The organism is Labrenzia sp. CP4 (assembly GCF_001579905.1).
Classification (GTDB): Bacteria; Pseudomonadota; Alphaproteobacteria; order Rhizobiales; family Stappiaceae; genus Roseibium; species Roseibium algicola.
This window is the reverse complement of the sequence record NZ_CP011927.1, coordinates 2011329-2026542: the sequence shown is the minus strand read 5'-3', so window position 1 is coordinate 2026542 and position 15214 is coordinate 2011329. Positions and strand designations below refer to the sequence as shown.

12 protein-coding genes are annotated in these 15214 nt (G+C 59.4%); 3 read left to right on the top strand and 9 right to left on the bottom strand.

The window, feature by feature from the left end; all coding sequences use genetic code 11:
* Positions 1-20 precede the first annotated feature (20 nt).
* Both ACP90_RS09365 and ACP90_RS09360 read right to left on the bottom strand, forming a co-directional pair.
* Positions 21-1055 carry a phytanoyl-CoA dioxygenase family protein gene (locus ACP90_RS09365; RefSeq protein WP_062488145.1) on the bottom strand — a complete coding sequence of 345 codons (1035 nt, stop codon included), beginning with the start codon at positions 1053-1055 and terminating at the stop codon, positions 21-23.
* 70 nt (positions 1056-1125) lie between these two features.
* Positions 1126-2940 carry an aminopeptidase P family protein gene (locus ACP90_RS09360; RefSeq protein ID WP_062491485.1) on the bottom strand — a complete coding sequence of 605 codons (1815 nt, stop codon included), beginning with the start codon at positions 2938-2940 and terminating at the stop codon, positions 1126-1128.
* A gap of 246 nt (positions 2941-3186) precedes the next feature.
* On the opposite strand from ACP90_RS09360, the gene ACP90_RS09355 reads away from it, so the two are divergent.
* Positions 3187-3390: a hypothetical protein gene (locus ACP90_RS09355; protein WP_051990144.1), complete on the top strand. Its 204-nt coding sequence runs from the start codon at positions 3187-3189 to the stop codon at positions 3388-3390.
* Between the two features lie 214 nt (positions 3391-3604).
* Here ACP90_RS09355 and ACP90_RS09350 read toward each other — a convergent pair whose 3' ends face one another.
* Positions 3605-4495, bottom strand: a complete 891-nt coding sequence (locus ACP90_RS09350) for a 50S ribosomal protein L11 methyltransferase (RefSeq protein ID WP_062488143.1) — start codon at positions 4493-4495, stop codon at positions 3605-3607.
* A 139-nt stretch (positions 4496-4634) separates the two neighbouring features.
* On the opposite strand from ACP90_RS09350, the gene ACP90_RS09345 reads away from it, so the two are divergent.
* Positions 4635-5201, top strand: a complete 567-nt coding sequence (locus tag ACP90_RS09345) for a tetratricopeptide repeat protein (protein ID WP_082809711.1) — start codon at positions 4635-4637, stop codon at positions 5199-5201.
* 135 nt (positions 5202-5336) lie between these two features.
* Here the strand turns inward: ACP90_RS09345 and ACP90_RS09340 are convergent, their stop codons facing one another.
* From ACP90_RS09340 to ligA, 3 genes are all read right to left on the bottom strand, one after another.
* Entirely contained in the window at positions 5337-7775 is a 2439-nt protein-coding gene (locus ACP90_RS09340; protein ID WP_055655459.1) for a UvrD-helicase domain-containing protein, read from the bottom strand.
* 388 nt (positions 7776-8163) lie between these two features.
* Positions 8164-8460, bottom strand: coding sequence for a GIY-YIG nuclease family protein (locus tag ACP90_RS09335; RefSeq protein ID WP_062488140.1), 297 nt, complete (start codon positions 8458-8460; stop codon positions 8164-8166).
* Between the two features lie 295 nt (positions 8461-8755).
* Positions 8756-10909 (bottom strand): NAD-dependent DNA ligase LigA, encoded by a 2154-nt coding sequence (ligA, locus tag ACP90_RS09330; protein ID WP_062488138.1) that lies wholly within the window; start codon positions 10907-10909, stop codon positions 8756-8758.
* A gap of 148 nt (positions 10910-11057) precedes the next feature.
* Here ligA and ACP90_RS09325 point away from each other — a divergent pair, with 148 nt between their 5' ends.
* Positions 11058-11291 carry a hypothetical protein gene (locus tag ACP90_RS09325; protein WP_023000503.1) on the top strand — a complete coding sequence of 78 codons (234 nt, stop codon included), beginning with the start codon at positions 11058-11060 and terminating at the stop codon, positions 11289-11291.
* Positions 11292-11378: 87 nt separating this feature from the next.
* On the opposite strand, the gene recN is transcribed toward ACP90_RS09325, so the two are convergent.
* The 3 genes from recN to lpxC all read right to left on the bottom strand — a co-directional run bounded on the left by recN (position 11379) and on the right by lpxC (position 15190).
* On the bottom strand, positions 11379-13046 hold the full coding sequence (gene recN, locus ACP90_RS09320) for a DNA repair protein RecN (RefSeq protein ID WP_062488135.1): 1668 nt from the start codon (positions 13044-13046) through the stop codon (positions 11379-11381).
* A 122-nt stretch (positions 13047-13168) separates the two neighbouring features.
* Complete coding sequence (locus ACP90_RS09315) at positions 13169-14017, bottom strand: outer membrane protein assembly factor BamD (protein WP_051990129.1); 849 nt, start codon at positions 14015-14017, stop codon at positions 13169-13171.
* A 228-nt stretch (positions 14018-14245) separates the two neighbouring features.
* Positions 14246-15190 carry a UDP-3-O-acyl-N-acetylglucosamine deacetylase gene (gene lpxC, locus ACP90_RS09310; protein ID WP_023000500.1) on the bottom strand — a complete coding sequence of 315 codons (945 nt, stop codon included), beginning with the start codon at positions 15188-15190 and terminating at the stop codon, positions 14246-14248.
* Positions 15191-15214: the final 24 nt, after the last annotated feature.

Genomic DNA, 15214 nt, shown 5'->3' with positions numbered 1-15214 from the left:
CTAGAGGATTGTCCGCAAGGTCAGAATTTGGAAGGTTCCGTCACCAGGATCTTGCCCGCATAGCGATGCGATGCCTTGCCCTTCAGGCGGAATTGCAGATCCTTCTGGGCCATGTAGAACCGGGCCTGGCGCCCCCTGATGCCTGGCAGATCGAACGGGTCAAGCCCCGCCCACGGCAGGAATGGATTTCGGCGCAACGAGCCATAAATGCCCACGCGAACCGACGGTCGCTTGCTGGCGGCACGGGCGTGGAAGCCATGGGTATCGGCAACGACCAGCGTGTTGCCGGGAACCGCAAACCTCACCGGCTCGGGATACTTCAGCCGACCCAGTTCTTCCGGAGCAAGGCGGAAGGAACCGCGAGCATGCAGCGTGTTCTTGTCGCCACAGGCCGACAGGCTCTGTTCACGTTCCCATTCCAGCCGTTCCGGCGTCAGCCGGTGCGATCCGGGAATATACGTGAAAGGTCCCTCGGCATCATCGATGTCATAGAGGAAGAACCACGATTTCGCGGTCTGGTGGAAGGTGTCGGAATGGAACGCCGTTTGCGGGTCGGCCTTCCGCTTGGTGTCCGGATTGGTCATGACGATATGCAGGTAGACCAGTGGATCACCATTGGTCGAACCGACATAACGCAGACCGTTCTGGAACGGCTTGCTCCAGACGAAGGCCTTCAGATGCGGCAAATCTGCAAGCACACTGGGCGGCAGGGGAACGAACCGCGTGACGGCATTGCCCTGGCGCATGTCCCAGGCATCGAAGCGCGTTGTTTCGACTTCCTTACGCAGCGCCGCCAGTTCATCTTCCGGCAGAAGATTGCGGGTGGCGATAAATCCGTCTTTTGCATAAGCTGCGCGATCAGCTTCCGGCAGCAGGTGCTCCAACCTGCGGCGGCGCGAATCCGCCATGGATTCCGCCAGCTTGATGCGCTTGGCGTGCAACCCGGCCTCGTTCAGCCGGCGGCTGCCAATCAGCGGGTTGTCCCGAAACGACTTGGCTCCGGTTGCCAGCTCGGCAGCGTAGAGCGGCATCTTGAGAACATCCGCGGCGCGCATTGAAAAACCTCAGCTCGATAAACAAGAATTCAAAATAGGAAGGCCGGTCGAAACCGGCCTCCAGGATCTTTTAGATCGCTTTTGTCGCCTGTTCCAGCCAGATCCGCTCTTTCGCGCCCACAAGGGGGCCGATCTCGGCACGGACCCTCTCATGATACCGGTTCAACCAGTCGCGCTCGGCCACCGTCAACAGAGCAGGCTCAATCAACCGAAGATCCATGGGCACAAGCGTAATCGTTTCGAAGCCGAGCATCGGGCGTTCCCCACCCGGCAAATCACGCGCAGGCGTGACGACTTCCAGGTTTTCGATCCGGATGCCGTAGTCGCCCGCCGGATAGTAGCCCGGCTCATTCGACAGGATCATGCCCGGTTTCAGCGGCACCGTGCCGGTTTTGGCAATGCGCTGTGGTCCTTCGTGAACGCTAAGGTAGGCACCGACGCCGTGACCGGTGCCATGGTCAAAATCAAGACCGGCCTTCCACAGGTCGATCCGGGCAAGCGTATCGAGCTGCGCACCCGTGGTGCCTTCCGGGAACTTTGCCGTCGAGATCGCAATATGTCCCTTCAGCACCAGCGTGTAGTGCTTTTTCATCTCCGTGCCGACTTCCCCGACCGCAAGTGTGCGGGTGATGTCGGTGGTACCGTCTTCGTACTGGGCCCCCGAATCAATCAGGAACGGTTTGCCGACCGGGATCTTGAGATTGCTGGACCGGCTGACCCTGTAATGGCAAATCGCCCCGTTCGGGCCCGCACCGGAAATCGTGTCGAAGGAAATATCTTTTAGAACACCGGTTTCCCGGCGGAACTGTTCAAGCTTTTCCGCAGCGGTGATCTCATCGAGATCGCCCTTGGGGGCAACTTCGTCAAACCAGCACAGAAAATTGACGAAAGCAGCTGCATCGCGGACATGTGCGGTGCGCGCGCCTTTCAGTTCCGTCTCGTTCTTGATCGCCTTCGGCAGCAGGATCGGGTCTTGCGCTTCCAGCAAGGTTCCACCTGCCTTGGTGATGGCGTCGGCGATGCCGACCCCCGCCAGGCCCGGATCAATCATCACCCTGGCACCAGCCTTGCCGAGACCCTCCAGCCCCGGCTTGAAATCAGCCGGTTCACTGAGGTCCGTCAGATCGGCGAGTGCATCGCGAACGGAATTGGACAACTTGCGGCCATCAATGAACAGGGACGGCTTGCCTTCTGCCGGAACCGTGGCAAAGGAGAGCGGCAACGGCGTATGGTTGACGTCAGACCCACGGATGTTGAACAGCCAGGCAATCGAGTCGGGCTGCGTCAGCACGCAGGCATCCGCCTTCTTGTCTGCGAGGGCCGACTGGATTTCGGCAATCTTGTCCTTTGCACCGCGTCCGGCAAGCTCAACCGGATAGAGAAAAACCTGACCAAGCGGCGGCTCCGGACGGTCCTTCCAGACACTGTCAACCGGGTTGTCGTTCAGCTTGACCAAAGTGGCGCCGGCCGACTCACAAATCTCCTCGAGACGGCGAACCTCTCGCACCGTGTGCAGCATGGCATCGATGCCCAGCTTCTGCCCTGGCTGCAGTCGTTCGGCCAGCCAGTCGGTCACGGGCTCATTGACAAGATGGCGCGCCGGAAAGACCGCCATGTCGACCTGGTCACGCACCTGGATGGTGTATCGGCCATCGACGAAAATTGCAGCTTCTTCCCCCAGAACCCCCGCCATGCCGGCAGATCCCGTAAAGCCTGTCAGCCACTGGAGGCGGCAATCATGCGGCGGAACATATTCGCCCTGATGCGCATCGGCACGCGGCACGAGAAAGCCGTCAAGACCACGGCGGGAGAGTTCGGCTCTGAGAAGCGCCGCATGCGGCGCACCACAGGAAGGATCACTGAGATCGTCAAAGGTCTGGAACATGGCCGCAAGATAATTTCGCGACCCCATCCGATCAAGCTGGATAATTATTCCGCTTGAATTGGTTCAGCAGCATAATCTTCCCTATATTTCGCACTGCAGCAAAATCTTTCGCATATGCGAAGAGCGCAAGGCTGGCATGCGTTTCGAGGCCTACCTGAGGTCCCGGCAAAAGCGCATATATAGGTCACACAAGAAAAAGACGTTCTCCCTAGGGAAGCTCTTAACCTTCAAATGGGATTGATCACGATGACCATGAAAACGACCACTTCGACCCGCGCTGGCGGCAGCTTCATGCGCCGCGCATTCGACCGCATGATTGAAGCCCGCTCCATCCAGGCACGCCGCTATGTCAACGGCTACCTGCTGTCACTGGACGACGCGACCCTGGCCTCCCACGGCTATGACCGCGCCCAGCTCGAGCGCGAAGGCACCTCTACCAGCGCGTTCTAAGGGGCTCAGGACGGTTTAAGTAAAGACCACTGTGCACAAGAAAAGACCCGCCGAAAATTTCGGCGGGTCTTTTTGTATCTGCAGTCAAAATTTGCCAGCACCAGAATAATAGAAACGGCTCTCCCCTTCCCTCATCCTGCGGAGCCTGGCGTCGACAAGCGTCTTGCGGGCGAGGACATGATCATTGCTGCTTCCTGGCAGGTGGCGGACGCAGTCAGGCCTGTTTACGTCCCCGCACAAGAGTAAGCGTCAACCAGCCGTCCTTTTCACCGCGCCTGTCCAGAATGAAACCCTGACAGCCGTAGGCGAACAGGATCCGGGGGCCGTCTTCCACCCTAAGGCCGGACAGCACGAGGGTTGCGGTCGGCGTCATGCGTTCACCGATGGACTTCGCCATCTTCATCAGCGGCCGCGCCAGGATGTTGGCGATCACCAGATCGAACGGACCAAAGAGACGAAAGCGGCGGTCTTCAATTCCGTTGGCGGTAAAGCCACGAACAAGATGCCCCGCACCGTTGAGCCGGGCGTTTTCCAGCGCCGTTTTCGTCGCAACAGGGTCGATATCGGTTGCAAGAACCAACTGGCGGGATTGAAGCGCAGCGGCGATTGCCAGCACGCCTGTTCCCGTTCCAAGATCGAGAATGCTGTCATACGCGCGCATGGACAAAAGCCTGTCGATTTCCTCCAGGCAACCCGCGGTCGTGCCATGGTGGCCGGTTCCGAAGGCAAGCGCTGCTTCGATCTCTATGCCGATAGCCCCACCTGGAACCTTGTCCCTATCGTGGCTGCCGTGAACAACGAAACGACCGGCCTTTACCGGCTTCAGCCCTTCCAGGCTCTTCTCGACCCAATTGATATCCGGCAGTTCTTCTGCTTCCAGCGGCGCGGCAAATGCATCGGCGCCGACACGGTCGCGCACCATCGCAGCCGCCTCTTCCGGCTCCATGTCGAACAGAAGAATTTCAGCCGCCCACAGGCGTCCGTCCGGCGTTGCTTCGTAGATGGTCACCGGATTGCCGTCGTCCTCAAACGCCCGTTCAAGGATCTCGGAGATCCGCTTGGCTTCCAGTTCTTCAGCCGTGATCCGCACCCGGATGGTTTTCATCGCCGCTCGCGCCTGTGGTTATTGGGGTCAAGGCGTGCGGTATAGCGGGAAGCGGCCAGCGATGCCAGCTTGAAACGGTCCCGGGACTGGGCAAACCGGGCCTCTGCCCCATTTCTTTGGGAAATGCGAGGAAACACCCATGACTTGCCCCCGTTCGCGCCTAAACTGGCTGCAAGTGACCGGATGTCTGGTTGCTGCCCTTCTTTGCCTCCAGCTTCTCATCCTACCCGCCTGGGCAACGTCCGAGCAGGATCAACTGTTTGAAGCCTTGAAGAACGCTCCGAATGAAGAGGCGGCCAGCAAGATCGAAGATAGCATCTGGCACACCTGGCTGGATGCCGCCCCCACGCCGGAGATCCGGCAGAAGGTGGACGAAGCCATGCGTAAACGAGGATCCTATGACTTTCAGGGTGCGAAGGATCTGCTCGACACGGTCGTGGAAGAAGCACCGGATTACTCGGAAGGCTGGAACCAGCGTGCCTTCATCCTCTTCCTGCAGGGTAATTACGAAGGCAGCCTTAAAGATATCGAACGCGCCCTTGCTCTGGAACCACGGCACTTTGGCGCCTTGTCCGGCAAGGCAATCATCTTCATGACGCTCGGCAGGGTGCAATTGGGCCAGGAAGTGCTGCGTGAGGCCGTCGGTATACATCCCTACCTGAAGGAACGCGACATGCTGATCGAACCGCAAGGTGTCGATCTCTAGAACACCCCCAAGCTTAAAGTGTCTTAGGCTTTGGGGCCACCCCAAGGATACATCAGGTGCGAGACCAAATTCCCGGTTCTATCGGAGCGTAGACGTCAGAAGCAGTGCACCGGACAAGTTCTTGCAACCAGCCGGTCAGTGCCGTTCGACGAAACTGTCGATGACCTTCTTCACCCCTGCCTTTTCAAAGTCGATGGTCAGCTTGTTTCCCTCGATCGACTTGATGGCGCCATAGCCGAACTTGATGTGGAACACGCGCTCGCCCAGAGAGAATTGCGATGGCGTGTCACTGACGGATTTCGCCACCAGCTCTCCTTCGATGGTCAACGGCCCCTGACGCTTTTGCCGCGCGGACTGATACCCACGGCCACCGCCATCGGAAAATCCGCTGGAGGACTGCTTGGCACGCTGCGCACGTTGCCAGCCCGGCGTGGAGTAGCTGCCCTTGTCGAAGGGATCATGACTGTCGAACCGGGACGGTCCGTAACCGCCACCGCCATAGCCGCCATAGCTGGACGAAGCTTCGGCAATCTCGACATGGTCCGGCGGCAGCTCATCCAGAAACCGTGAGGGAACGGTGGACTGCCAGAGGCCGTGAATGCGCCGGTTGGACGCGAAATAGAGCTTTGCGCGTTTCTTCGCCCGGGTGATGCCGACATAGGCCAGCCGGCGCTCTTCTTCCAGACCGGCGCGACCGGATTCATCCAGCGCGCGCTGGTGGGGAAACAACCCCTCTTCCCAGCCGGGCAGGAAAACCGTGTCGAATTCCAGCCCCTTGGCCGAGTGCAGCGTCATGATGGATACGGCGTCGGTCGCATCCGCGCTGTCCCGGTCCATGACGAGGGAAATGTGCTCCAGGAAACCGGCCATGGATTCAAATTCGTCCATCGACCGGATCAGTTCCTTCAGGTTGTCGAGCCGTCCGGGCGCTTCCGCCGAGCGGTCCTGCCGCCACATCTCGGTGTAGCCGCTCTCATCGAGGATGATTTCCGCCAGTTCGGTGTGTTTCATCTGGTCGAGCTGACGCCGCCAGCGCTCGAAGTTGTCGAGCACGGACTTCAGCGCGTTGCGTGGCTTTGGCTTCAGTTCTTCGGTATCGATAAGCTGGCTTGCCGCCTGCATCAGTGGAATACGCTCTGCCCGGGCAACGCCATGGACCAGTTTCAGCGTCGCATCGCCAAGACCGCGCTTCGGCGTGTTGACAATGCGCTCAAACGCCAGATCGTCCGCGGGTTGCGCGACACAGCGGAAATAGGCCATGGCATCGCGAATTTCCATGCGCTCATAAAAGCGCGGACCGCCGATGACCCTGTAGTTAAGCCCCAGCGTGACAAACCGGTCTTCGAACTCACGCATCTGGAAGGATGCCCGCACCAGAACCGCCATTTCATTGAGCGAATGACCTCGCGACTGAAGCGTCTCAATCTCGTCGCCGATGGTGCGCGCTTCTTCTTCGCTGTCCCAGACAGAGGCCACCGACACCAGGTCGTGGTCGGGTTCCTCGAAATCGGTGAACAGCGTCTTGCCGAGCCGGCCTTCGTTAAAGGCAATCAGGTGGGAAGCGGCAGCCAGGATATGGCTGGTCGAGCGGTAATTGCGCTCCAGGCGAATGACGGTGGCGCCCTTGAAGTCATGTTCGAAGCGCAGGATGTTATCGACTTCCGCGCCGCGCCAGCCGTAGATCGACTGGTCATCATCACCGACACAGCAGACATTCGGGTTGCCCTGGGCCAGCAGGCGCAGCCACAGGTATTGCGCGATGTTGGTGTCCTGATATTCGTCCACCAGCATGTAGCGGAAGCGGCGCTGATATTCCTTGAGGACATCCGGCTGCGTCTTAAACAGCGTGATGACATGCAAAAGCAGATCACCGAAATCGGCCGCGTTCAGGATCGACAGACGCTCCTGATATTCCTCGTAGAGCTTTCGGCCCTTGCCGTTGGCAAACGCCCGCGCCTCGCCTTCCGGGATATCCTTTGGTCCCAGAGCCCGGTTTTTCCAACCATCCAGCATCCCGGCAAAGGCCTTGGCCGTCCAGCGCTTGTCGTCCAGCCCCTCGGCCTGGATGATCTGCTTGATAAGGCGGATCTGATCATCGGTGTCGAGGATCGAGAAGGACGATTTCAAGCCGACAAGTTCGGCATGCTTGCGCAGGATCTTCACACAGATGGAGTGGAACGTGCCGAGCCACGCCATGCCTTCCACATTGCCGCCGACAAAACCGGCAATGCGTTCCTTCATCTCGCGCGAAGCCTTGTTAGTGAACGTGACAGCCAGAATTTCGGACGGCCGCGCCAAGCCGGTTGCCAGGATATGGGCGATGCGTGTTGTCAGCACGCGGGTCTTGCCCGTACCGGCACCAGCCAGCACCAGAACCGGCCCTTCGGTCGTTTCCACCGCCAGCCGCTGCTCCGGGTTCAGCCCCGTCAGATAGTCCGGTGCCCGCCGTGCCGCCATCGCCCTGGCCGCGATCCCTCCTTGCGGCCGCACGGGTGCAGGCGCGGACTCCGCCCGCGTGCCGATAGGCTGGAATGGATCGTCAAAGGAATCGTCGTACCCGTCCGGGTCGGTCATGGTTTACTGGTCCGGTTTCAAGCGCTTGTTTTGAGAACAATATAGCAACATACCTGCGCTGGCGAGGCAGGAATGACCGATTTGGTGGGGACAAGAAGCGGGCTTTTCTTATTTGAACCGGCAACTGCGTGAGGCCGCCTCCTTTGACAAAGCCGCGACAGATTTCAGGAACCCCAGAGGTTTGCGGTTCCAGCGAGCACAGGGGTTGCTGGATCCCGGTCTTGCCGCTGCGCGTCAAACCGGGATGACAACGGGCAAAGGCATGTCTTGAAGCCTCTCTTGTCATCCCCGCGAAGGCGGGGATCCAGTAAACAAGGGAGCCTGTTGCTTGACCAAGCGGCGGGAGAACTGGCAATGCCCAGAAAACGATCGAAGCAACGCAAAAGTATCAAACCAGTTTAGCAAACAGGTCGTCCCAGTTTGGATTCCGTTCTTCGATCAAACGGATCTTCCAGGCACGATTCCAGCGTTTGAGCTGTTTTTCCCGCTTGATCGCCCACTCGATTTCCTCGTGAACTTCGTAATACACCAACCAATGCACGCCATACTTCGCGGTAAACTGGCTTCCGATGCTTTCACGGTGCTGCGAAACCCTGCCCAACAGGTCATTCGTCACCCCGACATAGAGCGTGCCGCCCAGTCCGCTTGCAAGAATGTAGACATAGTATTGCTGATCGAGGTGCAACGTGGAACCTTTGTTGAAATTCTTCCCGGATAAACGTTAGTCCTGCTGATTTGGCAATGCCGATAGCGGTTTCAGGAACCCCAGAGGTTTGTGGTTCCAGCGAGCACAGGGGGTACTGGATCCCGGTCTTGCTGCCACGCGTCAAACCGGGATGACAAGAAGCAAAGCCATGTCCTGAAGCCTCTCTCTTGTCATCCCCGCGCAGGCGGGGATCCAGTAAACGCAGGCACCGGTGGAGCAAAATGCCTCTGCCTCGGTCCTAACCCGGATGACAAAACACGAAGGGAATACCCGCTCAGGCCCCCACCAGATCGAACCAGTCATCCTCGGAGATGACTTCGATCTCCAGCTCCTGTGCCTTTTTCAGCTTTGAACCAGCACCAGGACCGGCCACCACCAGGTCGGTCTTTTTCGACACGGAACCTGCCGTCTTGGCACCAAAGCGTTCGGCCATGGCCTTGGCTTCGTCGCGGGTCATTCGTTCCAGCGAGCCGGTGAAAACCACTGTCTTGCCGGCGACCGGCGAGCCGGAGGCGTTGATCTTTTCAGCGTCCTTGGGTGATACCTCGACCAGAAGTGCGTCGAGTTGGTCGAGATTGTGTTGCTCGGCAAAGAACTCCGCCAGCGCCTCGGCAACGATATGGCCGATGCCGTCGATGTCATTGAGCTCTGTCCAGGCTTCGCCCGCCGTGTCATGCGCCGCCTTCATGGCTGCATAGAACACCGCCCAGGAGCCATAGGCACGTGCCAGAAGCTTGGCGTTGCCCTCGCCCACGTGACGGATGCCAAGGGCGAAGATGAAACGATGAAGGTCAATCTCTCGCCGCGCGTTGATTGCCTCGAAAAGGTTCTTCGCCGAAACGGCCCCCCAGCCTTCCCGGTTGCGCAACTTGGTGAGAGAGCGCTTGTCCCGCTCCTCCAGCGTGAAGATGTCCGCCGGGGCCATCACAAGGCCTTCCTTGTAGAAGGCGTCGACCTGCTTGTCGCCGAAGCCTTCGATGTCGAAGGCATTGCGCGAGACGAAATGCTTGAGCTTTTCCGTTGCCTGGGCCGGGCAAATCAGACCGCCGGTGCAGCGGCGCACGGCATCGCGGCGGCCGGTCTTTTCCTTTTCCTCGCGCACCGCGTGGCTGCCACAGGCGGGGCAGATCGTTGGAAACTCGAAGGCTTCCGCCCCATCGGGTCGTTTGTCCAGATCGATATCGACAATCTGCGGAATGACGTCGCCGGCACGCTGGATCTTCACCGTGTCACCGATGCGAAGATCCTTGCCGCCGCGGATCGACTCTCCGTCCTGGCCAATTCCCTTGATATGGTCTTCGTTGTGAAGGGTCGCGTTTGAAACGACGACACCGCCCACCGTGATCGGCTCCAGCTTGGCAACCGGCGTCAGGGCACCTGTTCGGCCAACCTGGATCTCGATGTCGTTGAGAATGGTGTAGGCCTGTTCGGCCGGGAACTTGTGAGCAATCGCCCACCGGGGAGACCGCGAGACAAAGCCGAGGCGCTCCTGCAGGTCCAGCCGGTCGACCTTGTAGACCACACCATCGATATCATAATCGAGCTGGGCACGGCTTTCCTCGATGCCGTGATAGACTCCGAGAAGCTCTTCCACGGTTTCACAGCGTTTCATCAGCGGATTGACCTGAAAGCCCCAGGCTTCCAGCTGCTTGACCATGCCGAACTGGGTGTCTTCCGGCAGCTCGCTCATCTCGCCCCAGGCATAAGCGAAGAACCGCAGTGGGCGGGAGGCCGTGATTTCGGATTTCAGCTGGCGCAACGAGCCCGCCGCCGCGTTGCGCGGGTTGGCGAAAACCTTGCCGCCATTGGCTGCCATGCGCTCGTTCAGCGCCTGAAAATCCTTGTGCGCCATATAGACTTCGCCGCGCACTTCAACGACGCCCGGCACCGTGCCGGACAGCTTTACCGGAATATCCTTGATTGTCTTCGCGTTCTCGGTGACGTTTTCACCTGTGGTGCCGTCACCTCGCGTTGCGGCGTAAACCAGAGTGCCGTTTTCATACCGAAGAGACAGCGACAGACCGTCGATCTTCGGCTCCGCGGTAACTGCCAGAGCCCCCATCAGCGGATCGAATTTCAGAAACCGGCGCACGCGGCCGACGAAATCCCGGACGTCGTCATCGTTGAAGGCATTGTCCAGCGACAGCATCGGCACCCGGTGAGTAATCTTGCCGAAACCGGACGCCGGGGCCGCCCCTACCTGGGCAGAGGGACCGTCTTCAAGAATGAGGTTGGGAAACCGGGCCTCGATGGCCGCGTTCCGCCGGCGCAGGGCGTCATAGTCCGCATCCGAGATCACCGGGGCATCTTCCTGGTGATAGCGGCGGTCGTGCTCGGCGATTTCCGCCGCCAGCCGTTTCAGCTCGACCTGTGCTTCCTCCTGCGTCAGGGCGTCGATGTCGGTTTGGGCGAAGGAAGTGTCAGTCATGATGTCTTCACGAAATGTGTCAGCGGGACAGGCCGAGTTGATGACCGGATTAAATCGGATACCGGAACCGAATGGCGGGCTCAAGCGTTGATAGCACATCGAACCGGCAAAACTCGATGCTGGTCAATGTTGGAATGAGGAGACACGAATGGCTTATCAGGACCGTGAAACGCATTATGTCGAGAAGACGAACGGCAACAGCGCTGGCTGGTTTATGGCCGGAGCGCTTGTCGTCGCGCTGATCGCAGGCGGCCTGCTCTATGCCAATGGCTTTTTCACGAACGACGAAGAGCTGAGCATCGAGCTGAATGTCCCCAATCTGGGAGAAGGTGAACTGAAGCTGCCTGACATGAAGGAAGCACCGCTCGTCAAGGAGCCGTAAGACCATTTCTCATTTGAAAACTGCACCACAGGGCGGGAGCTTCGGCTAACCCGCCCTCTTTTTGTCCACTGCGACGGATCCTATTTCCTATTCCGCAGCCGTCAGCAGCCTGCGCGCTGCGGCACGGGCTTCTTCCGTGATAACGCTGCCGGCAAGCATCCGGGCGATTTCCTCGCTGCGGTGGTCTTCATCAATACGCTGAACGCGTGTTGCCACCCGGTCCTTCTTGGTCGCTTCCTTGGCGATCAGGAAATGCCCTGCAGCGCGAGCTGCCACCTGCGGGGCGTGGGTAACCGTCAGAACCTGAACGCTGCCGGCAAGTCGTGCCAGACGCAGGCCGATGGCCTCGGCCACGGCACCGCCCACACCTGTGTCGATCTCGTCAAAAACCAGCGTCGGGGCAGAGCCCTTGTCGGCGAGAGACACCTTCAGTGCCAAGAGGAAACGGGAAAGCTCGCCACCGGACGCAACCTTCATCATCGGTCCCGGCTTCGTGCCTGGGTTCGTCTGGACATGGAACTCCAGCAGATCGATCCCCGAACGGCTGCGGCTTTCCGGATTGCTTTCCACTTCGACGATGAATTTTGCCCGCTCCAACTTGAGGTCGGGCAACTCCATTTCAACAGCCTTTTCCAGTGCCTTGGCTGTCTTTCGCCGCTTGTCCGAGAGGCTGGCTGCCTTCTTGTCGTATTCGGCCCGGGCCTTTCCAGCAGCACTCACTAGCGCCGCCAACTTGTCTTCCCCCGCATCGAGATCGGCCAGATCGCCGCTCATGCGGGCACACAGGGCGGACAGTTCGTCAACCGGCACCGAGAACTTGCGGGAGGCAGCACGAAGCGCAAACAGCCGCTCTTCGACAGCTTCCAGTTCGCGTGGATCATATTCGGTCTCGCGCAGCGCGCTTTCCAGTCCGCCGCGGGTTTCTTCCAGAAGATCCATCGCCTCGGCAAGCGTGCGGACGGGCTGGCCAAGAAGATTGGGCACCTGGTCGGCCTTGCGTTCCAGACGCCGCAGCAGGCTGGCCAGTTCCGGGATTGGCGACGCAGTGCCGTTCAAGGTTTCAAAGGCTTCGTTCAGATCACCGGCGATCTTCTCGACCGCCATCATGTCCGTCCGCCGGGTAGCCAGTTGCTCCTCTTCGCCGGTTTCCGGCTTGAGGGCTGACAGTTCATCGACGGCAGCACGCAGGAAATCAGCCTCGTTGCGCGCGGCTTCTATACGTTTCTCGTGATCGGTCACTGCCTTGTCGGCAGCGCGATAGGTGGCAAAGGCCTGTGTCACGGCCTCGGCTTCGGCCGTCAGCCCTCCGAAAACATCAATGAGGGCCCGGTGGCTTTCCGGGTCAACCAGGGCACGGTCATCGTGCTGTCCGTGGATTTCCACCAGGAGCGCACCCGCCTGGCGCAGCAGTCCTGCACTGACGGGCTGATCGTTGACGAAGGCCCGGGTGCGGCCATCGGAGGTCTGGATACGGCGCAGGATGATGTCGCCATCGTCATCGACATCGTTCTCGCGCAGGAACATGCGAACGGGATGATCCGCCGCCACATCAAAGACAGCCGTCACCTGCCCTTGCGCCTCGCCATGACGCACGAGATCGGCATCACCACGCGCGCCGAGTGCCAGCGACAAGGAGTCAAGAAGGATGGATTTGCCCGCACCGGTTTCGCCGGTGAGAACCGACATGCCGGCGGCAAATTCGAGGTCAAGACGGTCGATCAGAACGATGTCACGGATAGACAGCGCGACCAGCATGAAGGGATGCTCCTTAAAGTTCGGCCCACCATATAGGAGGACCGAAGCGTCTTGAAAGAGCCTGTTTGGGCCTTTTCAACCTCATTTGCGAGGCTGAAGCCATTTCGGGATTAAACCAGGCGTCAGATGCTCTTGAAGGCGCGACTGATCCAGCTGCCGCTGTCTTCGGAAGGCTCGTACCCACCCTTGTTGAGCAGCGAATAGGCGTCCTTGTACCACTGGCTGTCCGGGTAGTTGTGCCCGAGCACGGCTGCGGCCGTCTGCGCTTCGTTGACGACACCGAGCGCGTAGTAGGCTTCGGTCAGGCGGAACAGGGCTTCTTCCACGTGCCGCGTGGTCTGGTAATCGACGACAACCGTCTTGAAGCGGTTGATCCCCGCGATGTAGTTGCGCTTCTTCAGGTAGAAGCGACCGACCTGCATTTCCTTGCCACCAAGCTGGTCATGAACGATGCGCAGCTTGCTTTCGGCATCCGGCACATATTCCGATTCCGGGAAGCGCTGGATCAGCTCGTTGAACGCACCAGCTGCCTTCCGGGTCACGGCCTGGTCGCGGGTAATGTCCGGCATCTGGCGGAAATAGGCCTGACCGGCGAGATACAGCATGTAGGCTGAATCCTCGTCCCCCGGATAGAGCGTCACGAACCGCTTCGCCGCAGTTACGGTTTCCGTGTACTTGCCGCGCGAGTAGTTTAGGAACGCCAGGTTCACGAGCGACTTCTTGGAGTATTCAGAATAGGGATAGAGCTTGTCGAGCTCTTCGAATTTCTGGGTCGAATCGCGCAGTTTGCCTTGCGCGCGCAGGGACAGGCCTTCGTTGAACAGAACTTCCGGCGGCGTATCGTTGAGTGCCAGCTCATCGAGATCGTCCTTGCCACCGCATGCGGCAAGCGCAAGCGGTACAGCCAGAACGGCCAATCTCAGGAAGGTTTTCATGTGTTTGGCTCTGTTCACTTCAGAACCAGTATCCATTCCGTTCACGCCTATACTCCCGGACCTTTCCGGCCCCTAAGGCCCATGTCATGCGGCCTTGCAAATTTATCGACAGGAGTGTTTAGCGGAAATCACCGGTCCCCGTCACGTCCTCATCGGCCATCTGACGGTTTTTTTGAGCAATTTTATGGCAACCGGTCCAAATAGGTTCCGAATTCCGCCGAAAAGAAAACGGCCGCTTCATCAAAGCGGCCGATCAAAATTATATCAGGAGACGTCAGGCCCGAAAGCAGCAGCGGCTGCGATACCGCCCTTGTCGACCTGGCCGACCTTGCGGAACGCAGGCGACTCGACGATTTCGAACGCGCTCGGATCTTCAAACAGCTTGACCAGGATCGCGTGGTTCATCTTGTGCCCGCCCTTGTAGGAGCGGTAGAGACCCAGGATCGGCAGACCGGCAAGAGCCAGGTCGCCAACCGCGTCCAGCGCCTTGTGACGTGCGAACTCGTCCGGCCAGCGGGTGCCTTCCGGATTGAGAACCTTGTCCTCGGCAATCGCCACGGAATTTTCCAGCGACGATCCCAAGGCAAAGCCCATCTTCCAAAGCTGCTCGACATCCTTCACGTAGCCGAAGGTGCGCGCACGGGAAAGCTCGTCACGGAACACGTCCGGGGTGATGTCGGAAGAGAACTGCTGGCGACCGATCAGCGGCGTGTCGAAGTCGATGGTGATATCGAACTTGGTGCCGTTGTAGGGGTGCAGCTCGCACCATGCCGTGCCGTTGTCGACGCGAACGGTCTTCTTCACCTTCAGGTACCGGCGTCCCCGGTCCAGGCGTTTCAGGCCGATCTGCTCGATTGCTTCGACAAACGCAACGCTGCTGCCGTCCATGACCGGCATTTCCGGACCGTCGATTTCCACGATCAGGTTGTCGACACCCATGCCGAAAAGAGCAGCCATGAGATGTTCAACGGTCGCGACACCTTCACTGGAAGGATCGCCGAGAACGGTGCAAAGTGCTGTTGCGGATACCTTGTTCCAGAGTGCCGGAACTTCGGTGGAGTTTTCCTGGTCGGTGCGGGTGAACACAATCCCCACACCAGCTTCGGCCGGTACGAGAGTGATCGACGCGGGTTTGCCCGAATGAACGCCAATCCCGGTCAGGGTCACCTGATCGGCTAGCGTCGTCTGTCGGTCAACATATGCGGTCATAAAACCCTGCCCTTCCGGTTTGCG